The sequence below is a fragment of the Paenibacillus sp. MMS20-IR301 genome (genome assembly GCF_032302195.1).
GTDB lineage: Bacteria > Bacillota > Bacilli > Paenibacillales > Paenibacillaceae > Paenibacillus_AQ.
The window spans coordinates 3236889-3260315 of the sequence record NZ_CP135275.1; the positions used below are offsets into that span (position 1 = coordinate 3236889).

The 23427-nt window shown below is 54.0% G+C and carries 21 protein-coding genes; 7 read left to right on the plus strand and 14 right to left on the minus strand.

Annotation, left to right across the window (positions count from 1 at the left end; all coding sequences use genetic code 11):
* Positions 1 to 31 precede the first annotated feature (31 nt).
* Positions 32 to 1327 (minus strand): NADP-dependent isocitrate dehydrogenase, encoded by a 1296-nt coding sequence (gene icd, locus LOS79_RS14265; RefSeq protein ID WP_315420834.1) that lies wholly within the window; start codon positions 1325 to 1327, stop codon positions 32 to 34.
* A gap of 210 nt (positions 1328 to 1537) precedes the next feature.
* Complete coding sequence (locus tag LOS79_RS14270) at positions 1538 to 2650, minus strand: citrate/2-methylcitrate synthase (protein WP_315420836.1); 1113 nt, start codon at positions 2648 to 2650, stop codon at positions 1538 to 1540.
* A 396-nt stretch (positions 2651 to 3046) separates the two neighbouring features.
* Between LOS79_RS14270 and ytvI the strand changes: the two genes are divergently transcribed.
* Positions 3047 to 4162, plus strand: coding sequence for a sporulation integral membrane protein YtvI (gene ytvI, locus LOS79_RS14275; RefSeq protein WP_315422229.1), 1116 nt, complete (start codon positions 3047 to 3049; stop codon positions 4160 to 4162).
* An 861-nt stretch (positions 4163 to 5023) separates the two neighbouring features.
* Here the strand turns inward: ytvI and LOS79_RS14280 are convergent.
* Genes LOS79_RS14280 through LOS79_RS14290 form a run of 3 tightly spaced genes read right to left on the minus strand, consistent with a single transcriptional unit; the run spans position 5024 to position 7182 of the window.
* Positions 5024 to 5422 (minus strand): FxsA family protein, encoded by a 399-nt coding sequence (locus tag LOS79_RS14280; protein ID WP_315420838.1) that lies wholly within the window; start codon positions 5420 to 5422, stop codon positions 5024 to 5026.
* The gene (locus tag LOS79_RS14285; RefSeq protein WP_315420841.1) at positions 5419 to 5949 is read right to left on the minus strand and encodes an acyl-CoA thioesterase; all 531 of its coding nucleotides are present in this window, start codon (positions 5947 to 5949) and stop codon (positions 5419 to 5421) included. The genes LOS79_RS14280 and LOS79_RS14285 overlap by 4 nt, the downstream gene beginning before the upstream one ends.
* 51 nt (positions 5950 to 6000) lie before the next feature.
* Positions 6001 to 7182 carry an MFS transporter gene (locus tag LOS79_RS14290; protein ID WP_315420843.1) on the minus strand — a complete coding sequence of 394 codons (1182 nt, stop codon included), beginning with the start codon at positions 7180 to 7182 and terminating at the stop codon, positions 6001 to 6003.
* A gap of 103 nt (positions 7183 to 7285) precedes the next feature.
* Between LOS79_RS14290 and LOS79_RS14295 the strand changes: the two genes are divergently transcribed.
* On the plus strand, positions 7286 to 8029 hold the full coding sequence (locus tag LOS79_RS14295) for a G1 family glutamic endopeptidase (protein WP_315420845.1): 744 nt from the start codon (positions 7286 to 7288) through the stop codon (positions 8027 to 8029).
* Between the two features lie 444 nt (positions 8030 to 8473).
* Here LOS79_RS14295 and pyk read toward each other — a convergent pair whose 3' ends face one another.
* The 6 genes from pyk to LOS79_RS14325 all read right to left on the minus strand — a co-directional run bounded on the left by pyk (position 8474) and on the right by LOS79_RS14325 (position 16816).
* Positions 8474 to 9898: a pyruvate kinase gene (gene pyk / locus LOS79_RS14300; RefSeq protein WP_315420847.1), complete on the minus strand. Its 1425-nt coding sequence runs from the start codon at positions 9896 to 9898 to the stop codon at positions 8474 to 8476.
* 363 nt (positions 9899 to 10261) lie between these two features.
* Positions 10262 to 11263: an acetyl-CoA carboxylase carboxyltransferase subunit alpha gene (locus LOS79_RS14305; protein ID WP_315420850.1), complete on the minus strand. Its 1002-nt coding sequence runs from the start codon at positions 11261 to 11263 to the stop codon at positions 10262 to 10264.
* 1 nt (position 11264) lies between these two features.
* Positions 11265 to 12158 (minus strand): acetyl-CoA carboxylase, carboxyltransferase subunit beta, encoded by an 894-nt coding sequence (gene accD / locus LOS79_RS14310; protein ID WP_315420853.1) that lies wholly within the window; start codon positions 12156 to 12158, stop codon positions 11265 to 11267.
* Between the two features lie 83 nt (positions 12159 to 12241).
* Positions 12242 to 12430 carry a glutamate decarboxylase gene (locus LOS79_RS14315; protein WP_315420856.1) on the minus strand — a complete coding sequence of 63 codons (189 nt, stop codon included), beginning with the start codon at positions 12428 to 12430 and terminating at the stop codon, positions 12242 to 12244.
* A 148-nt stretch (positions 12431 to 12578) separates the two neighbouring features.
* Positions 12579 to 13079, minus strand: coding sequence for a phosphatidylglycerophosphatase A family protein (locus LOS79_RS14320; protein ID WP_315420860.1), 501 nt, complete (start codon positions 13077 to 13079; stop codon positions 12579 to 12581).
* A 110-nt stretch (positions 13080 to 13189) separates the two neighbouring features.
* Positions 13190 to 16816, minus strand: a complete 3627-nt coding sequence (locus LOS79_RS14325) for a DNA polymerase III subunit alpha (RefSeq protein ID WP_315420862.1) — start codon at positions 16814 to 16816, stop codon at positions 13190 to 13192.
* A 133-nt stretch (positions 16817 to 16949) separates the two neighbouring features.
* Between LOS79_RS14325 and LOS79_RS14330 the strand changes: the two genes are divergently transcribed.
* From LOS79_RS14330 to LOS79_RS14340, 3 genes are all read left to right on the plus strand, one after another.
* On the plus strand, positions 16950 to 17270 hold the full coding sequence (locus LOS79_RS14330; RefSeq protein ID WP_315420864.1) for a YtrH family sporulation protein: 321 nt from the start codon (positions 16950 to 16952) through the stop codon (positions 17268 to 17270).
* A gap of 52 nt (positions 17271 to 17322) precedes the next feature.
* Positions 17323 to 17826 carry a sporulation membrane protein YtrI gene (locus tag LOS79_RS14335; RefSeq protein ID WP_315422231.1) on the plus strand — a complete coding sequence of 168 codons (504 nt, stop codon included), beginning with the start codon at positions 17323 to 17325 and terminating at the stop codon, positions 17824 to 17826.
* Positions 17827 to 17932: 106 nt separating this feature from the next.
* A complete protein-coding gene (locus LOS79_RS14340; protein ID WP_315420867.1) occupies positions 17933 to 18235 on the plus strand; it encodes a YtpI family protein in 303 nt (100 codons plus the stop codon).
* A gap of 106 nt (positions 18236 to 18341) precedes the next feature.
* Here LOS79_RS14340 and LOS79_RS14345 read toward each other — a convergent pair whose 3' ends face one another.
* Together LOS79_RS14345 and LOS79_RS14350 are read right to left on the minus strand one after the other, a co-directional pair.
* On the minus strand, positions 18342 to 19676 hold the full coding sequence (locus LOS79_RS14345) for a DRTGG domain-containing protein (protein ID WP_315420870.1): 1335 nt from the start codon (positions 19674 to 19676) through the stop codon (positions 18342 to 18344).
* 342 nt (positions 19677 to 20018) lie between these two features.
* The gene (locus LOS79_RS14350; RefSeq protein WP_315420873.1) at positions 20019 to 20303 is read right to left on the minus strand and encodes a hypothetical protein; all 285 of its coding nucleotides are present in this window, start codon (positions 20301 to 20303) and stop codon (positions 20019 to 20021) included.
* Between the two features lie 191 nt (positions 20304 to 20494).
* Between LOS79_RS14350 and LOS79_RS14355 the strand changes: the two genes are divergently transcribed.
* A complete protein-coding gene (locus LOS79_RS14355; RefSeq protein WP_315420876.1) occupies positions 20495 to 21070 on the plus strand; it encodes an LURP-one-related family protein in 576 nt (191 codons plus the stop codon).
* A 170-nt stretch (positions 21071 to 21240) separates the two neighbouring features.
* On the opposite strand, the gene LOS79_RS14360 is transcribed toward LOS79_RS14355, so the two are convergent.
* Positions 21241 to 21582, minus strand: a complete 342-nt coding sequence (locus tag LOS79_RS14360; RefSeq protein WP_315420878.1) for a YlbF/YmcA family competence regulator — start codon at positions 21580 to 21582, stop codon at positions 21241 to 21243.
* Between the two features lie 471 nt (positions 21583 to 22053).
* On the opposite strand from LOS79_RS14360, the gene LOS79_RS14365 reads away from it, so the two are divergent.
* A complete protein-coding gene (locus tag LOS79_RS14365; protein WP_315420880.1) occupies positions 22054 to 23421 on the plus strand; it encodes a YheC/YheD family endospore coat-associated protein in 1368 nt (455 codons plus the stop codon).
* Positions 23422 to 23427 lie beyond the last annotated feature (6 nt).

Sequence of the window (23427 nt, forward strand, 5' to 3'; positions counted from 1 at the left end):
AAGTTTCTGGCTTTAGATGCCGATTAGATGCTTACAGATTGTTAATGATCTCGTCGGCGAAGGCGGAGCATTTCAGCTCAGTAGCGCCTTCCATCTGACGGGCGAAATCATAAGTTACGGTCTTGTTGTTAATCGCGGTGCTCATTCCCTTGTAGATCAGGTCAGCCGCTTCCTGCCAGCCCAGATGCTCAAGCAGCATTACGCCGGAGAGGATAACCGACCCCGGGTTCACAACATCCTTATCCGCATACTTAGGTGCTGTACCATGGGTCGCTTCAAAAATAGCATGTCCCGTAATATAGTTAATGTTCGCGCCCGGAGCGATACCAATGCCGCCGATCTGGGCAGCCAGTGCATCGGAGAGATAATCTCCGTTCAGGTTCAGTGTCGCGATTACATCGAAGTCTGTCGGACGGGTCAGCACCTGCTGCAGGGCAATATCTGCGATAGCATCCTTAATGATAATTTTGCCGGCTACTTCAGCTTCCTTCTGGGCAGCATTTGCCGCAGCTTCACCGTCACGTTCCTTAATCACATCATACTGGTTCCAGGTGAAGACCTTGTCCCCGAACTCCTGCTCGGCCACTTCGTAGCCCCAGTTCTTAAATGCGCCTTCGGTGAACTTCATGATGTTGCCTTTGTGCACGAGCGTCACACTCTTGCGTCCGTGCTTGATGGCATATTCCACAGCAGAACGCACCAGGCGCTTCGAGCCTTCCTCGGATACAGGCTTAATCCCGATACCGGAGGTTTCCGGGAAGCGGATTTTGTTCACACCCATCTCCTTCTGGAGGAATTCGATAACCTTCTTCACTTCAGCCGAACCTTCCTGATACTCGATCCCGGCATAAATATCTTCAGTGTTTTCGCGGAAAATAACCATATCCACCAGCTCAGGATGCTTCACCGGAGAAGGTACACCGTCGAAGTAACGCACCGGACGCAAACATACATAGAGGTCCAGCTCCTGGCGCAGCGCCACGTTAAGTGAACGGATTCCGCCGCCGATTGGCGTTGTAAGCGGGCCCTTAATCGCCACAATATACTCGCGGATGGCTTCCAGCGTATCGTTCGGCAGCCATTCACCATATGTATTGAAGGCTTTCTCGCCGGCAAAAACTTCGTACCAGGCAATCTGCTTCTTGCCGCCGTAAGCTTTCTCTACAGCTGCATCCAGCACCCGCTTGGAGGCTTTCCAAATGTCACGGCCTGTACCGTCACCCTCGATAAAGGGGATAATCGGCTGATCCGGAACCAGCAGCTTGCCGTCTTCGATTGTAATTTGTTCGCCTTCTGTGGGCAGATCGTATTTTTCCAGTTTCAACATTGGTGGGAATTCCTCCTAAAAGTATGATGTACAAGCATAATCAATAGGCAGTTGCTGCATATATTATAGTTCATTCAAGCGGAAACAGCTACGCCGTCCTGTAGAGGACGGGGCGTTTCAGCGAGAAATAGAAGTATAAGTTATCATGCAAAGCATATAAACTCTTATATTTGTACTAAAGGGTTGGAGCGGCCCGCAAGGGCCGCCCTGTTATCGCTCGTCTACAGGCACATATTTCATGTCGGACATGCCGGTATATTCAGCACGCGGGCGGATGATCCGGTTGTCTTCATACTGCTCCAGAATGTGTGCAGTCCAGCCCGAGGTCCGGCTGATGGCAAAAATCGGAGTGAACAGCTCACGCTCGATACCCAGCTGTGTGTATACGGACGCTGAATAGAAATCGACATTGGGCTTAAGGCCTTTTTGCCCTGTAATCAGCTCTTCCACTCTGACCGACATGTCATAAAGCGCTGTATCATTCTTCATCGTACCGAGCTCATGCGACATCTTCATCAGATGTTTGGCCCGCGGATCGCCATTCTTATATACCCGGTGTCCAAAGCCCATAATCTTCTCACGGCGCTCCAGCTTCCCTTGGATATAAGGTTCAACGGCGTCCAGATTGCCGATTTCCTCCAGCATCTTCATAACAGCCTCATTCGCACCGCCATGCAGCGGCCCCTTGAGCGCGCCAATAGCCGAAGTAACGCCCGAGTAGATGTCGGACAATGTCGCCACGGTTACCCGTCCGGCAAAAGTTGAAGCATTCAGCTCATGGTCGGCATGCAGCACAAGCGCTGTATCCAGCGCCTTGACGGATACAATATCCGGCTGCTCTCCCCAGAGCATGTAAAGGAAATTCTCAGCGATGGTCAGGCCTTCCTTAGGCGCGACCGGCTCAAGCCCTTTACGGATACGTGCAAGGGCTGCAACCACCGTCGGAATCTGCGCCTGCAGCTTCACCGCTTTGGTCCGGTTGGCTTCGGGGCTCATATCTTCCGCTGCCTCATCGTAAAGCGCCAGACTTGATACAGCGGAGCGCAGGGCTGCCATCGTGTTCGCGTCCTTCGGATACAGCTTCATTTGGGCAAGCACCTGGTCCGGTATCGGCGCGAACGAGCTGAGGTCACGCCGCAGGGCTTCAAGCTCCGGTACAGTCGGCAGGCTGCCAAACCACAGCAAATAAGCAGTTTCTTCAAAGGTGGCATGATCCGCCAGATCATCAATGTCATAACCGCGGTAAGTGAGTACTCCATCCACGATTGAGCTGATCGATGAGGTCGTTGCAACGATGCCTTCAAGTCCTTTAGTAGCTGTCATAGTCTCTCTCTCCTTTGCCAACTGGGTTGTAAAAATCCGTATCAAACCTCATGAAAACATTTACAATTTTAAGTATTTCAATTCTCCGTAGCAGGCGCCTGTACTTAGTCTGTGGATTGCAACTAGATTTCTGCTGTTAACCTGTAATTATCATACCGGATTTTGACGGTTATGTGAACAACATGGAAGCTTTGCGACGCATCAAATGATTTTATCGGAGAGATAGAAAAAAACTAATGATTCCCCTGTTTCATGGGAACGCTTTCAGGTTAGCTGCACACCTGTATTCCGTCCATTTCCGTCCCCGGCTAGTCTTTTCACCTGCCCTATGAATATACATAAGACGAGCAGCTAGAGCCCGTATTTACATATCCATAGGAGTGGGAGGGACCGGAAATCGATACACTTGTGCTGAAAAGAGTGCTGCGCGGCCTGTGGGTGGTCCTCGCCGCCGTCATCATCCTGCTGGCCGTTTATGTACTGCTGCCGCTACTGTACCCGCTGCTGCTCGCGTGGCTGCTGGCTTATCTGATCCATCCGCTGGTTCTGATCCTGAAGGGGATGAAGCTTCCCGGCTGGCTGGCCGTGTCCCTCTCTCTGCTCTTCTACATCGGGGGTACCGCCCTCGTCCTGACTGCGCTGATTACCCGGCTGGTGAAGGAGCTGATTGTCCTGCTCCAGACCTTCGATCTCCATACAGACCAGTGGCGCGAGCTGCTGCTCTCCATCAGCCGCAATGCCAGTATTCAAAATATTATTAACCAAATCAACCAGTTTTACCACGACAACCCCGGTTATCATGCCACGATCGACAGCAATATCAGCAGAACTACGGAAACGGTCGGCCATGCCATGACCCAGCTGATCACCGGCTTCTTCAATATGATTCTGCGGCTGATCTCCTCGCTGCCGAGCCTGGGTACAATTCTGATTGTGATCGTGCTGGCCGCCTTTTTCCTCAGTACGGGCTGGGAAAGGCATAATGCCAAATTGACTGCCCTCCTGCCTGCGCCGCTGCTCCGGCCGCTGTCCGAGATTTGGCAGGATCTCCGCAAAGCGCTGTCCGGCTATCTCCGGGCACAGCTGGTGCTGATCTCGGTCACTGCAGTAATTGTCATTGCCGGGCTGCTGCTGCTGGGCGTGGACTCGGCCTTTGCCATCGGGATCACCATCGGAATTGTCGATCTCGTGCCTTATGTCGGAGTCGGCATCGTGCTCCTCCCTTGGGCGCTCTACTCGTATATGACCGGCAACCTGACCCTGGCTATCGGCCTGCTGGTGCTGTATGCCGTCATTCTGGTGACCCGCCAGGTGCTGGAGCCCAAGGTGCTTGCCAGCAGCATCGGCCTGGATCCGCTCGCGATGCTGATCGGCATGTTCGCCGGGCTGCAGCTGCTCGGCATGCCGGGCCTGATCCTCGGCCCGGTGCTGCTCGTGGTGCTGGACGCCTGCAGCCGGGCCGGAGTATTCCGCGCGTTATACAGCTATATTCTTAGCGGGCGGCTGCATTAGTTGGGCGAGCGGCGCGGGTGTGCGGGCGAGCGGCGCGGGTGTGCGGGCGAGCGGCGCGGGTGTGCGGGCGAGCGGCGCGGGTGTGCGGGAGGCAGGTAAGCGAAGAAGGCTGCCGGGGCAGCGGGTTAAAAGGGGATGTACTCCTCGGTTACTCATTCCGCCTACACTTACTAAAATTAGGGGCACTTGTGCTCCTATTTTGATCATTCTGCCTACTTTCGGCGGAATTAGGGGCACTTGTGCTCCTATTTTGATCATTCTGCCTACTTTTGGCGGAATTAGGGGCACTTGTGCTCCTATTTTGATCATTCTGCCTACTTTCGGCGGAATTAGGGGCACTTGTGCTCCTATTTTGATCATTCTGCCTACTTTCGGCGGAATTAGGGGCACTTGTGCTCCTATTTTGATCATTCTGCCTACTTTCGGCGGAATTAGGGGCACTTGTGCTCCTATTTTGATCATTCTGCCTACTTTTGGCGGAATTAGGGGCACTTGTGCTCTTATTTTGATCATTCGCCAACTCAAGTAATTCTAAAGTGATTAATCTCTTTACTTCCCACTATTTTCCCAACTTCCAGCGCACTTAATGTGACTTTTCCCTTTATTACTCACCGTACCGCCCACTTCCAGCACACTTAATGCGACTTTTCCCTTTATCGCTCACCATGCCGCCCACTTCCAGCACACTTAATGCGACTTTTCCCTTTATCGCTCACCATGCCGCCCACTTCCAGCACACTTAATGTGACTTTTCCCTTTGTTGCTCACCGTCCCGCCAATCCCCTCAAAAAAAAACCATGCGGCTGCATGATCTGCAGGGGCATGGTTTTATAGGGCGGATAAGCAAAGGTTACTTTTACACTATCTGCGGTAGAAGGTGAACGTACCGTTTTTCATCTTTTTCTCGATCCATTTCAGCAGAAAAACCCGGTAAAGCGGCCGGGTCAGCGGAAACACCAGTGTAAAGCCGATAATATCCGTAACGAATCCCGGGAGAATCAGCAGCAGTCCGCCGAAAAAGATACATAAGCCGTCCAGCATCGTCCGCCCGGGCACCCGTCCTTCCTGCATATGGGTTCTGCTGTCCTGCAGCACTTTTTTGCCTTCGAAATGCATCATGAGCGTACCGATAATTGAAGTGGCCAGCATGATCAGCAGTGTTTTGGGTGCTCCAAGAAAACTTGAGACATAGATGAAACCGAATAATTCCACGGCCGGGACGATAAATAATGCTGCCCACAGCCATTTGTTCCTGATCATACTGCTCCTCCTTCTTCTTCATTAAGCGCAGCCAGAATGGCACGGAACAGCTCAGGCTGTGCCCTGTCGATCCGCACAGGCTTCCATTCCCTGTTCAGCCAGACATGGCTTGTCGCCCCGCTGACCAGAAGCTCACCGGGCAAAGGCTGGCTGTTCTCCGGACGGAGCAGAAAGCTCCCCGACACTCCATCCTCCCCGCCATCTTCGGCCACCCGGCGGATTTCGTATTCATAAACAACCCTCAGCGCCGAGAAGGTGGTTAACCGTGCATACACGGCAATATGATCATCATAGCGCGCCGGGCTTTTAAATTGCAAATCTGCCTGTATCACCGGCAGCAGCAGCCCGGCCTCTTCCATGGAACGGTAGGTTAAGCCAAGCTGACGGAACATCTCCGTTCGTCCGGTCTCGAACCAGGTCAAATAATTCGCATGATACACAACACCCATCCGGTCGGTTTCCTGATAACGCACGCGAATTGAGGCTCCATACCAGCGGCTGGCCTTATCCGGTTTGCTTGAATTCATAAACATTCGCTCCTTTCAGTATTACAGTTCCCGCAGTACAGCAGTGCAGGATTATACACTGGCTCCGCCGGAAGCGGACGCCACCGGAAGCTTGCTTCGGGAGCTTCTGGCGACATAGAACAGGAGCAATGCTCCGGCTGCCGCACTCAGCATACAAGACAGGTTCATCAGGCCGACCCCGCCCTGATTCAGCAGCATGCCGTTCAGGAGATTACCGAGAATGCCTGCAAATCCGGAGAACACGATATTGAAGACGCTTTGTCCGGTTGCCTGCATCTCAGATGAGGTAATCTTCGATACATACTCGACAGCAGCGATATAGAAGAAGCCAAAGGACAGGCCGTGCAGCACCTGAACCCCGATCATGACCGGCGGATAAGGGAAGGCCACCTGTATCCCCCAGCGCAGCACATAGATCAGCGCACCCAGGAGCAGCGTCCGCTCCATCCCCAGTCTGCGGATCACCTTGGAGGCGAAGAACATCGAAGGCACGTTGGTAATAGACGCCAGAAACAGGGCAACCCCGGCATAGCTGGTTGTCCCGCCGACCGACTGGAAGGCAATGACGAAGTAAGTCCCGAAGGCCGCCATCGTCTGGTTCACCAGGAAGCTCCCGCCGAGAAAAGCCAGGAATACGCGGTTGCCTAGCAGTTTTTTGACCCCCTGGGAGAAGGACTGGCTCATCATATGATTCTCCTCCGCCTGCCTCGGCAGGGTCAGGGCGATTACCACCGCTACGCTGCTCAGCAGCAGAAACGGCAGCCAAATCGTGGACACCGAGAATCTGGAGACATACTGCCCCCCCGCAATGGCCCCTACAGCCGCGCCTATGCTCATCATCATCCGGATGCTCCCGTAAGTCGACCCGGCGCTATTCGCCGCTGCTATGGCGTAGGAGTCGGCAATAGGAGCCTGTGTAGAGGAGAAGATCGTTGACACCGTGTACACCAGCATCAGCACGATGAAATATTCAGAACGGTACAGCACGGCAAGCAGCGCCGGAATAGCCACACTTAAAATCAGCACCAGCCGCGCCTGGTTATATCTGTCAGAGATCAAGCCCCATAAAGGCTGCACACAGATGGCAATCAAAGTGCCTGTAGCCATCAGCATGCCGATCCGGCTGACATCAAGACCGCTTGTTTTGAGCAGCAGCGACAAATAAGAGCCGAAGGAGCCCCCGGCCAGTCCCAAAAACAGATAAAACCCGCGCAGCTTCGTTAATTTTCCCATTGGAGTAGTAAGTCCTCTCTGTTCCTTTTTAACGGAATACCCATACTTCACAGCCACCCGCTGCATTAAATAGAGCAGAACTTACTATAAAGGCGGTGGACAAGTGGGCCAAGTCAATCAATTACCAAGAAGCAAACCGTGTCTTGCGGATAAAATCAATACAGGCAGGGCGGCCAGTTCCGGCTTCGGCTGGACTTCAAGCAACTGGAGCGGTTATGCCATCTCAGGCAAAAAAGGATCTTTCCGGCGGATCTCTGCCGACTGGATCGTGCCCTATGTGAAGCCAACGGTCAAAGCTACCTATTCCTCTCTCTGGATCGGTATTGACGGCTTCCGGAACAGCAGCCTGATTCAGACAGGCACCGGTCACGAATCTGTTAACGGAACCGTAAATTACTATGCCTGGTGGGAGATTCTCCCCGCAGCTGAAACGGTGATCCCCCTGCCGGTGTCTCCCGGCAACCATATGCGCGCTTCCATTGTCAAGCTCAGTCCGGGCAAATGGTGCATCACGCTGCGCAATCTCACCCGAAACTGGGTGTTCCGCACCGTCCAGCGCTACAACGGACCGCAAACCTCAGCAGAATGGATTATGGAAGCCCCGCAGGTAGGAGCAGATATTGCACAATTATCCAAAATATCACTGTCCCGCTTCATCTGCTGCAGAGTTAACGGCCGCAGCCCGAAGCTTAAGGCTTCAGACGGCGGCATAATGGTCAAGAATAAAACGCTGCTCGCCGTGCCGTCTTTGCCGGGATCCTGCGGTGACAGCTTCTCTGTCCGGCGGCTTTACCGCAAAAGCCACCCGGCCGTGTATTCCAGAAACCCTATATATACCAGAACCTAATTCCTGGTTTCCCAAGATTCAAGATTCTCAAACTCTCTGGTTCAATATATACATTTGCCCCGTTGATATCAACCCGCAAGTTCGCCCATCCGGCAAGAATAAACGGCTCCGCCTTCCTGTTATCTGCGGCGAAGCCGTGAATGCGCGTAATTGGACAATATTAAATAACCCCACATAGTGGGGCTTTGGCTTCGATGCAGACTCAGGTACTTTGCGGGGACCCCGAAAATAACCCCCACAAAGTGCAGCTAAATCTTCGAAGTTGACTCAGGTACTTTGCGGGGACCCCAAAAATACCCCCCACAAAGTGCAGCTAAATCTTCGAAGTTGACTCAGGTACTTTGCGGGGACCCCAAAACATTTTATAAAAAAGAGCAGCGGCATCCAGGGCCACTGCTCTTATACGAATATTTAATCTGTGCTGCAGAGCACTAATTCCGGATCCTAGTCAGCCGGAATAGTGTCTACCTTCACCAGGTTAGTGGAACCGGAACGGCCAAGCGGAATACCTGCAGTGATTACTACGAGGTCGCCGGCTTGTACAAGACCGGAAGCTTTACCGCCATTAAGTGCAGTTTCCAGCAGTTCGTCAGTCGAAGTAGCTTCTTTGCCGAACACTGGAGTTACGCCCCAAACCAGCGCCAGCTGACGCATAGTTCTTTCCTGGGTAGTTACAGCAATGATCTGAGATTTAGGACGATATTTGGAAACCACGCGTGCAGTGTGGCCGGTTACAGTCGAAGAAATGATAGCTTTAGCATTCAGATCCAGAGCGGAAATCGCTACAGACTGGCTGATCGCTTCAGTAACGGTAGTTTCTTGAGCGATTTGCTGTTTCATGAAGATTTCACGGTGGTTCAGGGCGGATTCAGCCTTCTCAGCAATGCGGGACATAGTCAGTACGGATTCTACCGGATATTTCCCGGCAGCTGTTTCACCGGACAACATGATGGCATCGGTGCCGTCGAAGATAGCGTTCGCTACGTCACTCGCTTCAGCGCGGGTAGGACGCGGGTTGCGCTGCATGGAATCCAGCATTTGGGTAGCTGTGATTACCGGTTTGCCGGCAATGTTACATTTCTGAATCATCAGCTTCTGTGCCAAAGGTACATCTTCAGCAGGGATTTCAACACCAAGGTCGCCGCGGGCAACCATCATACCGTCAGAAACGGCCAGGATTTCATCGAGGTTATCGACACCTTCCTGGTTTTCGATCTTGGAGATGATTTGGATATGGGAAGCATTGTGCTTCTCAAGCAGTGCACGGATTTCCAGAACGTCGCTGGCTTTGCGGACGAAAGAAGCGGCGATAAAATCGATGTCCTGTCCGATCCCGAAAATGATATCGTTGGTGTCTTTTTCCGTAATACCCGGCAGGGAGATAGAAACTCCTGGTACGTTAACGCCCTTCTTGCTCTTGATTGTACCGCCGTTAACAATACGGGTCTTGATTTCAGTGCCTTGAATGTCGACAACAGTAAGGCCGATCAGGCCGTCGTCGATCAGGATAGTCGATCCAACTTGAACGTCGTTAGGAAGGTTGTTATACGTGATGGAGATACGGTTTTGGTCACCAAGGATTTCTTCCGTAGTCAGTGTCAGGTACTCGTCCTGAACCAGTTCAATCGGTTCTACTTCCAGCTTACCAGTACGAATCTCAGGTCCTTTGGTGTCGAGCAGAATGGCAACAGTCTTGCCGAGTTCTTTGGAAGCTTGACGGATTGTGTTAATCCGGGCACCGTGCTCTTCAAAATCGCCGTGGGAGAAGTTCAGACGGGCTACATTCATACCAGCCAAAATCAATTTTTTGATGTTCTCCAACGATTCACTTGCAGGTCCGATCGTACATACAATTTTACTTTTCCGCATTAGGTTTTCCTCCGTTTTTTCGTTCTCTCTGTCTCACTTTTTCCAACTACAAAATCTACTATAAGGCTTGCTCTCTGTATAGGAACTTTATCACATGCAGTCACATGCACCTTTTATTGCGCCCTTATGAATATTACTGCAAGTTGGCAACAAAATCAATGTTAGGGCCTGTTTTTGCTGTAAATTTAAGTCGAAATTGATCACAATCCCGTCAAAATAAAAATCACCCCGCAAGGCGCGCGGGATGATCGGATTGTAATTAAATGTATAGTGATTCTTGTCCCGCCCGCAGACAGGAAGAAGCTGGAATATGTCTCAAAGTGCAAACCGGCTGCCCCGGATACAGTGTCTTAAGCGTTACAATTACTCTACAATCTGCACTTCTTCCTCTGCAGGCTCCAGTTCCTCACGGGCCTCCGCGAACTCGCCGATTTTGCGGAATTTGAGGTAACGGTCCTCCTTGAGCTCAGCAGAATCCATGACGGAGATCTCCTCCAGATGACGCCATAACGCATCCTTAATGGCTGCAGCAGTAGCCTCATAATCACGGTGTGCGCCGCCTCTCGGTTCAGGAACAATCTCCTCGATCACTTCTATCGCAAGCAGATCGGAAGCGGTGATCTTCATCGCCTCAGCCGCCTGCTCGGCCTTCGTAGCATCCTTCCACAGAATAGACGCCGCCCCGTTAGGGGAGATTGCCGAATAGATCGCATGCTCCAGCATCAGCACCCGGTTGCCCACGGCCATGGCCAGCGCTCCGCCGCTGCCGCCTTCACCGATAATCACACAGATCACCGGTACGGCCAGCTGGGACATCTCGTACAAATTTCTGGCAATCGCTTCAGACTGTCCGCGCTCTTCCGCCGTGTTGCCGGGGTAAGCCCCCTTAGTGTCGACAAAGGTAATAATCGGACGGCCGAATTTCTCCGCCTGCTTCATCAGGCGCAGCGCCTTGCGGAAGCCTTCCGGGTGTGCGCTGCCGAAGAAGCGCATAATATTATCCTTCGTGTCCTTCCCGCGCTGCTGCCCGATAACCGTCACCGGACGGCCGTTCAGCTTGGCAATCCCGCCGACTACGGCCAGATCGTCGCCGAACAGGCGGTCTCCGTGCAGCTCAAGGAAATCATTAAAGATCAGCCCGATCAGGTCAAGCGAGGTCGGACGGCCGTGATGCCGGGCCAGATGCATCTTCTGGGCCGGGGAAATATTCGAATATATATCATTCTCAAGCATGCGATAGCGCTCTTCAAGACGGGCCACCTCATCGCTGAAATCAATGCCCTTCTCTTCACCGAACTGCTTCAGCTCGGCAATTTTCTTGCGCATTTCTAAGAGAGGCATTTCAAAAGGCAACTCTCCTGCCAACTTAAAAGCCCCCTTTCACATCATGCAGCTCCAGCAGCCTGGTAAGCGTGGAACGCATTTCCTTGCGGTTCACGACCAGATCCAGCTGCCCGTGCTGCAGATTAAATTCTGCCGTCTGGAAATCTTCCGGCAGCTTCTGGCGGATAGTCTGTTCAATGACAATCCGTCCCGCGAAGCCGAATACCGCACCGGGCTCGGCAATAATGATGTCGCCTAAGGACGCGAAGCTTGCTGACACGCCGCCTGTAGTCGGATCTGTAATTACGGAAATATACAGTCCTCCGGCCTCGTTAAACCGGGCGAGTGCTGCGCTTGTCTTCGCCATCTGCATCAGGCTGAGGATACTCTCCTGCATTCTTGCTCCGCCGGAGGTAGAGAAAATCAGCAGAGGGAGCCTTTTGTCGGTCGCTTTCTCCACTGCTCTTGTAATCTTCTCGCCGACAACAGAGCCCATACTGCCGGTGAAGAATTCAAAGTTCATCACGGCCACAATAACAGGGTGGCCGCCAATCGTGCCCTGGCCGGTAATGACAGCCTCAACCTGTCCGGTTTTGGACTGCTGCTGCTCCAGCTTCGAGGCATAGCCGGGAAACTGCAGCGGATCAACCGAAGCCATCTCGCTGTCAAACTCGATGAACCCCTCCGGGTCCAGCGTCATCGCAATCCGCTCGGTGGCGTTCAGGCGCATATGATAGCCGCAGGACGGGCATATTTTTAAATTTTTCTCCAGTTCCTTGCTGTACTGGATCGTTCCGCATTTGTTGCATTTGTTCATGAGTCCCTCAGGAATCTCACGTTTGGGGCGTTCGCCTTCCGCCGGTCCGCCGCTCCGCTCCAGACGTTCTGAAGGAATGATCGCGTACTTCCGTTTTTTCTGAAATAAATCTTTGAACAAGGGTCGCACCTCTTCAGCCGTTTATTTGCGTAAATAGCAGCTTGCCGCTGTCATGACTGCTCTTCTATCTCTAGGTTGTTCTCTCAAGGATGCAGAATCAGATTCAGGACTTCCTGCACTTCTTCAAGTTCTCCCGAAGGAACCAGAATCTCAAACTGCTGCTTGGACATATTAACCGGACGGCATTTTATCAGAAATCCTTCTTCCGTAAGCTTCCTCTGGATCATCTCCGCCACTCTGGCGGTCGGCGCTATATAGATTACCGTCCACATGCCCTGCAAGGCCTCCCTAATCTCGAATCCCAGCCGTATCCTGAATATAATGGAATCATGATAACACAGTTTTCTTTTTTCCCGCAACAGCCACGGGCTGGAAGAACACGTAACCGGGAGGCTGCCTGCAGCAATGCGGGTCCTGCGGTTATTCCCCGCCCGCCGGCGGAGAGTACACCTTGGCCCCTTCATGGCGGTGGGCAATTCTGGCCGATGCCGCCGCCGCAATTCCGGCCACCAGATCATCCAGGAACACATGGATTCTACCCTTATCATCATTCAATTTGCCGATAATTCCAAGCTTTATTTTGTCCAGATACCCAAAGCTGGTCAGCCCGATCATTCCGTATACTCCCGTGATGCCAAGCGCCAGTGTCTCGTCTGCCCCGTAAAGTGATTCATCCGCTTCCAGAATGGCCTGCAGCGGCTGGGGCAGCAGCTTCTTCTCCGCCAGCTCATCGAGTGCGACACCAGTCATCAGCGTGTACTGCACCTCCCGTTTGCCCAGCACCGCCCTGACGCTTTCCAGGCACTCTTCCTCCGTAAGCCCCGGGTAATAGGCTGACTGCAAAATATATACGATTTCAGCGATAGAAGCAAGCGAAACTCCACGGCGTTCCAGCAGCCCTGCTGCTAATTGATAAGACATGATGAACTTCCCCTTTCCGCACGGGACAATGTCCCGCTGGTTTCCTAATGTATGCGGAAAAGGGCCGAAATGTGCTTACTTCTCACTGAAGCGGTAATCAGGAAACGTTCCTACTTAATCCGGACGGTTCCGGCTCCCAGCATATCCTCAATCGCTGCGGACAGCGCCTCCGAGGGCCTGATCCGGTAGCTGTCGCTCAGCGCCAGCACCTTCTGGGTCCGCTCGTAGAACAGCAGCGTCGCCGCTGGTCCCGGATGGGTCTGCAGCAGAGCCTGCAGGCGCGGCAGCAGACCCTCTCTCTCTGCGGCCGGCGTGATCTTGATGAAGACACGCTGGCCGGGTGCCGCTGAGCCTGCGGAGCGCTCAGCAGGGCCAGGCTGCCCCGTGCCGGATGGGGCAGCCGCTGCAGGCCGCGGTGCCTGCGCGGCCGGGCGGGCGGCAGGAGCGGCCGCAGGCGCTCCTGCAGGGGTGCTCCGGCCCGCGCCGTAGGCGGGCCGGGCACCAGCTGTGCTGCGGCGCTGCAGCAGGCCGCGCAGGCTGTCCGCGGTGAGCGGGGCCACCTCCTCGGCCAGCAGCTTGAAGCCCTCGTCCTCCTGCTGCACCTTGGCGCGCAGGGCCAGCAGCGCGCCCTTCTCGATCAGGGCGCGGCTGCGTTTCCACACCTCCGGGAAGAGTACGACCTCGCAGCGCTCGATCTGGTCTTCCCATTCCACAAAGGCCATCGCCTTGCCGGCTTTGGTCGTAATCTCCTTCAGCGACACCACCATGCCGGCAGTCACCGTCATGCTCTCATCCGCTGCTTCGCCAAGATCCATCAGCTTGCTGATCCCCGGCTCCTCCAGCATCGCCGCGCTGTCGTCCAGCGGATGGCCGGACAGATAGAGGCCGAGCAGCTCGCGCTCCAGCTCCAGCTGCTGCGTAACTGTGAATTTCGGGATATCCGGATAACGGATTTCCCAGTTCGGGGTCTCAATCAGATCATCGAACAGCTGAATCTGCAGCTCATCACGCTCCTTGCGCCATTTCGCCGCGGCATCAACCGTCTCATCCAGCATCCCCAGCAGCTGGGCCCGGTGGCCGGGAAGCCGGTCGAAGGCGCCGGCCTGCAGCAGGGATTCAATCACGCGCTTGTTGCAGACGCGCAGATCGACACGGCGGCAGAAATCGAGCAGGCTGTCGAACGGGCGCTCCTTGCGGACCTCCATTATATTCTCCACGGCCAGCGTGCCGACATTCTTGACCGCAGCCAGCCCGAAGCGGATATGTCCGCCGCCTTCCCCGCTTACCGGAGTGAACAGCACACCGCTCTCGTTGACGTCCGGCGGCAGCACGCCGATCCCTGTACGGCGGCAGTCCAGTACATACTCCGCAACCTTGCGGTGGGAGCCCATGACGGCAGTCAGCATGGCTGCCATGAACTGCACCGGATAGTGGGCTTTCAGATAGGCCGTCTGGAAAGCCAGTACGCCATAAGCGGCGGCATGCGCGCGCGGGAACCCGTAATTGGCGAACCGAACGATCATGTCGTATACCTCATTGGCATCTGCTTCCTCATAGCCCTGCTTCAGGCTTCCCTCCACGAAGTGACTGCGTTCCTTGTCCAGCGTCTCGCGTTTCTTCTTCGACACCGCGCGGCGCAGCAGATCCGCTTCTCCGAGCGAGAATCCGGCCATCAGCGAAGCAATCTGCATAATCTGCTCCTGATAGACGATAATCCCGTACGTATCGGCCAGAATCGGCTTCAGATCGGCATGGGGATAGACGACCTCGAATTCGCCGTGTTTTCCCCCGATGAACTTCGGAATGAATTCCATCGGACCCGGGCGGTACAGGGCAAGTACAGAGATAATATCCTCGAAGCCGCTTGGCTTCAGATCCTTCAGCACCCGCCTGATTCCGGCAGACTCCAGCTGGAACACACCGGTGGTATCGCCTGCCCCGAGCATCTCATAGGTTAACGGGTCATAATCCGGGACGATGCGGAAATCAGGCACACTCCCGGTCATTTCCTGCACCCACTTCATACAGCGTTCAATAATCGACAAAGTCCGCAGCCCCAGAAAATCCATCTTCAGGAGCCCGACGCTCTCCAGATGCTCCATGGAATATTGGGTCAGCGCGGTACTCTCACTGCCCGCCTGCAGCGGAACGGCATCGGTCAGCGGGCCCTTGGAGATGACCACACCGGCCGCATGCGTAGAGGCATGGCGCGGCATGCCTTCAACCTTCAGCGCCATATCGAGCAGTCCCCGGGTCTTGGGATTCCCTTCATAGAGAGCCTTCAGCTCAGGCGAGCTCTCCAGCGCCCGCGTAATGCTGATGCCGAGCTGGCCGGGAATCAGCTTCGCGGCCTTGTCCACCTCGCCATACGGCAGATTCAGGGCACGGCCTACATCGCGCACAGCTGCTCTGGCCGCCATCGTTCCGAAGGTGATAATCTGGGCCACATGCTCCTTGCCGTATTTATCAACCACATAGGCGATAACCTCATCGCGGCGCTCGTCGCTGAAGTCGATATCAATATCGGGCATCGTAATCCGCTCAGGATTAAGAAAGCGTTCGAAGAGCAGATTGTATTTCAGCGGATCGACATCCGTAATCTTCAGGGTATACGCAGTCAGACTCCCCGCTGAGGAGCCGCGGCCCGGACCGGTAACAATTCCGCTGCGGTGGCAGAAGGCGATGAAATCCCAGACGATCAGGAAGTAATCACTGAAGCCCATGCTTTCGATAACACCCAGCTCATAAGCAAGCCGGCTCTCCGCCGTCTGCTTCTGCTCCGGGCTCTCCCACTGCGGGGTCCCCCTGTAGCGCTCCTCCAGCCCGCTGAAGCACAGCTCACGCAAATATGCAGCAGCGTTCATGCCTTCCGGCAGAGGCGAGTACTCGGGCAGAATATGCTTCCCGAAGGTCAGCTCCAGATTGCACGCATCAGCAATGTGCTGTGTATTCTCTATCGCTTGCGGCACATGCGGAAACAGCGCAGCCATCTGCTCGCCGCTTTTGAAATACAGCTGATCCGTACCGATCTTCAAGCGGTCCTCATCATCGACAGATTTGCCTGTTCCGATGCAGATCAGCACATCCTGAACCTCGGCGTCCTCCTTGTCCATATAATGGACATCATTGGTTGCGACAAGCGGAATATTGAGTTCGGCTGCCAGGGCGATCAGCTTCGGGTTGACCCGTTTCTGCTCCGGCATGCCATGGTCCTGCAGCTCCAGGTAGAAGTCTCCGCCAAAAATCTCCTTATACCGCAGCGCCGCCCTGCGCGCTTCGTCCTCCCGACCGTGCAGCAGATGCTGTGGCACCTCGCCGCCAAGGCAGGCGCTGAGGCAGATAATGCCTTCCCCATACGCCGCCAGCGCTTCCATATCAATCCGCGGCTTATAATGCTGGCCTTCCAGATGGCCAATGGAGATCAGCTTCATCAGGTTCTTGTACCCGGTCATATTCTTCACCAGCAGAATCAGATGATAAATCGGCTGATCCTTCCGGCTGCCCCGCTCCCGGCGCGAGCCCGCAGTCAAATAAGCTTCACAGCCGATAATCGGCTTGATGCCCTGCTCCCGGCAGGCTTTATAGAAAGGGATGGCCCCGTACATCACTCCATGATCCGTCAGCGCCAGCGATTTCATGCCGTATTCGCCGGCCCGGCGCACGAGATCGGTGATGCGCGCCGCCCCGTCCAGTAAACTGTATTCGCTGTGCACATGCAAATGCACGAAAGGGCTCATTATCCCCACTTCCTTTCAGCTCCAAATCAAAACATAAGATGAAACTATTTTATCATATTAGAGGGGCAGCCGCCCATAGAATGGATTATGAGCAGAAGGACAGGCAGCGCCTGATCCGGAAAGGAGACTCTGTATGAGTATTTTTCTGAGCAAAGCCGTCCTCGATTTCTTCATTGCCTTCGGGATTGTGCTGGGCGGTGCGATGCTGGGCGGAATCGGAGCCGTGGTGTCCCTTCAGCCGCCTACGGACACGATGCTGGATATCGCCGACCGGATTAAAATCTGGGCCCTGGCCGCCGCCGTAGGCGGGACTATTGACCCGATGCGGGTAATCGAGAGCAACATGCTGGGCGGTAATCTTTCGCCTGCCATTAAGCAGATTCTGTATTTGGTATTCGCCTTTCTGGGCGCTCACATGGGCAGCGAGCTGGTCAAATGGGTGTGCGGGAAATAGCAGCAGCTGTAGCTGACGAAGAAATTCATAGATGATAGAGGTGAGCTTATCCATGCGGATGCCGCCGTTTCAGCGCTACCGCCGTTTTTCGCAGATTGCTGCTGTTTTTGTACTGGGAATGGTTGTGGGAGGCGCCCTGTACAATGCCATTTACCATATGGGCTATAACATGCTCTGGATTCATAATCAGGATCTGCGTATCCAGATCGAGCAGTACAAGAATGACATTCAGACGCTCAAAAAATACAACAATACCTCCACCGTAATCCGTGAAATCAAGGTCCGTACCGAAGACAGCAAGCTTAAGGAGAATTCAGCCGCCCTGGATCCGGTGATTGTTAAGGAGGTGCTCAGCAAGCTGGTGGGCAGCCTTGAGCCGATGCGCGGGCGCAGCATGTTCGATATCGACTCCGACGGCAAGCTGGCCCGCCTCCTGCTGGAAGGCAAAATTTATACGGCCCGTGAAAAAGAATACGCCGTCTCTATCCGCACCATGCTCGTTATGGAAGGTGTACTGCAAATCTGGGTAGAAATTAGTCCGGCTAAGCGCAGCTAAGGCATAAACATGATACAATAGTGGGCAAATCACAGAATAACAGAAGTGACAGCATTGTAAGTCCGGAGCACCGGTATCCGATTGTCCGCAAAGGAGCTGCCAGTCTATGATTATGTTCATCAAGTATCTGCTGTTTGTCCTGCTTGCCGGGTTCATGATTAGCGCCGCTGTCTACAGCTACACTTACCGCAGATCCGCAGATCCGCTCATCAAGGGGCTTAAGCGCTCAGTTATGAACGTGCTGCTGGGCGGAATGCTGGTTACACTCTCCCTGATATCCATGTTTCTGTTCCGCGGCTCTACGCTAAATGTTGTTATCGAGGCGGCTTTTCTGCTGCTGGGGATGTTCAATATCTTCTCGGGGCTGCGCAGCTACAGCTATTACAGCCGGATGCGCGGCAGCAAATGACATTAGCGGATATTGGCCTCCTATCAAAAACAGACTAACCGCGGCCTGAGCCCTGCGGATAGTCTGTTTGCGCTTGATTGATACTCTGGTTCTGGCAGATCTGCGGCTACCCGTGGTCAATCGACTGCAGCATGAGCACAGCTTTGGCTACTATGGTATCCATATAGCTGATCTCTATTTCCAGCTTGCAGGTACGCCGGCTGATCTCCAGCAGCTTCGGCATGACAATGATGGAATGCTCAATCTGCACCGGCCGGATAAAATAGGTCGACATATTGTCCAGCACATAGTCGTTACCGGTAATGTCTTTGGCCGCCTTGAAGGCGGACAGGGTCATCAGGGTAGATAATACGCCCTCCGAGATCGTCCCGAGATCGGTCGCCATCTGCGGTGTGATGAAGCCGTGGAAGAACAGCCTGCCCTCCTCATCGCGCTCATCGGCAAAACCGTTCCAGATCAGATGATCGAAGGTCTCCCCAAGCTGCGGCTGGTTGCTGGCATCCCGCAGGCTTTGCAGCACTTCCCGGCGGGTCAGCGAGCCGACCAGCTTGCGGTTACGGTCCACGATCGGCAGGAAGTCAATTCCCTCCCACATCATAATCTGCGCTGCCGAAGCAAGCGAAGTCTGCAGTGCCGCAGTGATCGGGCTGCGGATCATGGCCTTCTCAATGCTCTGCCCTTCCGCAAGATCCTCCACGTCACGCCGGCCGATGATGCCGATGACCCGGTTCCATTCATCCGTAACGGGAAAACGCTGCTCACCGCTCACCTGTGACAATTCCCGCAATTCACCTACGGTGCTGGAAATTTTGAGCGTGTTCAGACGCGGCTTGCCCTCTACAATATCCTCCACCAGCATAATCTTCTTCTTGATCAGCCGGTCAAAGATCGCCCGGTTAATCATCGAAGCCACTGTAAAGGTGTCGTGCCGGGATGAAATGACAGGCAGATCCAGTTCATCCGCCAGCGCCTTCACCTCACGGCTTGTCCCGAAGCCGCCGGTAACGAGCACCCCTGCCCCCTGCTCCAGTGCAAGCGAATGCACATCGTCGCGGTTACCCACGATCAGCAGGCTGTCGGCATCGATGTAACGGATCATGGCATCAACCTTCATCGCACCGATCACGTATTTGTGCAGATGCTTGTTCAGCCCTTCCGCGCCGCCAAGCACATGCCCCTCAACTATATCAACCACATCGCCGAAGGTAAGCTGGTCCGAGATATTGCGCGGCTTCTTCTCGACCCGGACCGTGCCGATCCGCTCCTTGGTAATGACAATCCCCAAATTCTCCGCCTCTTTAACCGCACGGTAAGCCGTCCCTTCACTTACACCCATTTCCTTGGCCAGCTTGCGGACAGAGATCTTGGTTCCTACCTTAAGACTCTCTATGTGCTGCAGCAGTTGTTCATGCTTGGTAATGTTATCGCCTTGGCCCTCCAACTGTTACACCCCCTTACACCGATCTGTACTACTCTGTACCCATTATACACGCTGGTAACATCAGAGTACAACAGAGCATGCCAGTCTTCTTTATAAGATATGACAGCTCTATGACTTTGCCCCGGGATAAGCCGGCGCCAGGCCAACTCGCCTTATCTAAATCCATGCATACAACTATGAATACAGCAGTAAATATATCTATAACAGTTCACCTGTCACACTGCTCAGCCCCCTGATATGCAAAAACCCCAATCCGCAATCATGCGGACCGGGGTTATCAGGTTAATCCAGCTGACTGCGGCAAGCTGCAGCCCAGGTAGTAAACCCGGCAGCCCGGAAGGATTATGGTCTTTGCGATACTCTGGCCTCTTCATTCCACTTGCCCTGCCACTGCTCCAGCTTCACCTTGCGGACCGCATCCAGACGTTTCTGCTTCTCTTCATCTACCCCGATAATAAAGTGCAGGTGTGAGGCAATGACGAGAAAAGCAAACACGCACCAGACCACACCAAAGCCCAGCACCCAGCCCGGACCGCTCCTGAAAGACAAATGCGGCAGCGCATACAGCAGCATGGCCAGGGCCGCCAGCAGGTAGAGGGAATGTTTGAACTTACTCTTTTTTCTCATAATCGGACCGCTCCTTCGCTCTTAAAGGTTGTTCAACCGAATCTATATCTCTACTCTATGAACAGAGATTCCAAATTATGAGACAAGTCTTAAATTTTCGCCGGGCTGCAGTTCCCCCTGAGTTAAGTCTGGCCTGCACGCCGGTGTTATGAGATGATGGTGTTATGAGATCCAGAAGGAGGAAATAAACCTTGAATAATTTATTCAGCCAATCTGAGTACATAATCCGCAAAAAAGTATTCTCTGTCATGGGAGCAAAGCTTCATATTTATAACAGCTCTGAAGAGCTGGTGCTCTACTCACAAATGAAGGCGTTCAAGCTCAAAGAGGACATTGCCCTGTATACCGACGAAAGCATGGGGAAGGAGCTGCTGCGCATCAAAGCCCGTAAAATGATCGACTTCAGCGCGACTTATGATGTGTATGATTCGGAGACCGGGGAGACGGTGGGTGCGCTGCGCCGCAAAGGGCTGAAATCGATCGTCAAGGATGAATGGGTGATTCTCGGACCCCGCGACAACGAGCTCGGATTCATTAAAGAAGACAGTGTGTTCATGGCGCTGCTGCGGCGGGCCATTCCGCTGATTCCGCAGAAATATAATGTCGAGCTTGACGGGCTGACCATTCCCGCCTTCCGGCAGAACTTCAACCCGTTCGTGACCAAGATTATTGCCGACTTCTCCGAGGACCGCCGGGAGCTGCTGGACAGACGCCTGGGCCTTGCTGCAGCGATTCTGCTCTGTGCGATCGAAGGCAAGCAGGACTAAGGTGATGCATTGTATGCGGACAACCGAATACATTACGGTACTGCGGGGGTAACAGCAGACCCGGTTGAGGGTGAATCTTCCGGTACGCAAATAAGAGGGTATTCCGGCGCCATTAGGCTCTGGAATACCCTCTTGTTATGTCGGAGCTATCAGCTGCCGTGCCGTATGGCTTATTGGCCGCCGTACATCTGGGACAGGCTGTCGGTGATGATTTTGTTCACATCTTCGATGACTACGCTGAGGCGGCGCTCTGCATCAAACAGGCGGCGGATGCCCAGGTTCAGGTTAAGCACCTCGAACAGCTTCTCCATCTTCTCCATTTCCTCCTGCGGCGGCATCTCTCCGCTCATCATCCGCTGCTGCAGCTCGATCTGGTTCTGGCGGAAGTTATCGAGCATGCGTTTGCTCTCCGGGTCGGCTTCAATCACCTTCATGGCGCTTTGAATATCCGATACTTCACTGCTGTCTTTAATGGCTCTCGCCAGTTCATGTGCTTTGTCGATTACGTTCATTTTTTGACCTCCTAAAAGTTTTGATAGCATAGACTTCCTGACTTTTCTTCGCAAAACTCACTTCGGAAGCATTTGCTTAAGTTTTGATAGCATACACTCCATTGACAATTCTTCGCAAAACTCACTTCGGAAGCATTTGCTTAAGTTTTGATAGCTCTATCCCCGATCCGGGGTTTCTTCTGCTCCGGCGGGCGGCTGCCCATAGATCCGTTTATCTGCATGCTCCGTCTGCGCCCATTTTTCACGAACCCGTTACTCCCCCTCAGGCTGCGCTGAAATCCGTCTATGCGCTTCCACCTGTACTTCCCTCTGCATACTGGCCTCATGACCAGCCGGATATTAATCCGCCCGGCACGGCTTTTTCAAGAATAGGTCAATCACCAAGGGTCAGATGTCTCCATATGATGAATGATATGTAACCCTTAAGATTCTATTGCCGGCATCATGCTGCCTACCGGAAGGAGATCCACGATGTCCCAACTTAAGATCCCGGTCCATACGGTCCACTCGGGCATCCTGCAGGAAAACGCTGTAATGCTTGGCGACAAATCCATGAAAAGGCTCAAAATACCGGCGCACGGCACACTCCTGCTTACCTTTGGCTCGCTGCGGCAGGAGGTTACCGTAATTCCGGTTCCCAAATCCGACAGTCTGCGCTTAAGCGAAGGGCTGGCGCGGAGGCTTGGCTTAAGGCAGCGCCTCACGCTTAACGCTTCCTACAGCACAGGCAGCCGTACGCTGCGGCTTGGACCACTCATTGGAGTGCTTGTCAGCCGGGATCATCCCGAACAGCCCGACAGAGTCTTCGGCCAGATCACGATGTTCTGCCGGGAGCTGACCAATGCCTGCCACGCTCAAGGCGCCTATGTATATTTCTTTACCCCGGAAGCGCTGGAATCGCGCGGTACTTCCATACAGGGCTGGGTATACGATGAGGGCTGGCGGAAGCTGAGTCTTCCTGTGGCCGATGTAATCAACAATCGGCTGACGACGCGAAAGGTAGAGAACAAACCTAGCGTACAGCATTTTTTGGCAGATGTAAAATCCCGCTACGGAACTCATTTCTTCAATGAAAAGTTCCTGGACAAAACAGAGGTATTCGAAGCACTGGCCCATGATCCCGCCCTGCAGCGGTATTTGCCGGAATCGCATGCCCTGAACGGCTTCGCCGTATTGAAAAAAATGTGCGGCACCTATTCCAGCGTGTTCCTGAAGCCCGTACGCGGCAGCCTTGGCAAAGGCATACTGCGTATCTCCAAAGAGGAGGGCGGCGGCTACCGTCTGCTGTCCACAACTCCGATGGGTTCGCGTAAGCAGAGTTATCCCAGTCTGGCGAAGCTTTTCGGGTCCATTGCCCCGAAGATGAAAACCACCCGCTACCAGATTCAGCAGGGCCTGCCTCTGATGGAGCTTGGACGCCGGCCGGTGGACTTCCGGGCCCTTGTGCAGAAGAACGGCACCGGGAAATGGGGCGTCACCTCCATTGTTGCCCGGACTGCCGGAAGCAATCACTTCGTCTCCAATCTCGCACGCGGCGGCACGCTCAGTACTGTCCGTGAGGCGATCAGCAAAAGCAGCCTCCCGTCCGGAGTTAAGGAAAGCGTCCAGGTTCAGCTGCCGCGCGCGGCGCTTGCCATTGCCAGAGGGGTTGAGACTTATATCCCCGCACACTTCGGGGAGCTTGGAATCGATCTTGCCCTCGATCAATCCGGAAGAATCTGGTTGCTGGAGGTTAACTCCAAGCCGTCCAAGAATGACAATACGCCGCTGAATGACCAGAAGATCAGACCCTCCGTCAAACAAATGATTCTATATTGCCGTTATCTGGCCGGATTATAAGGAGGA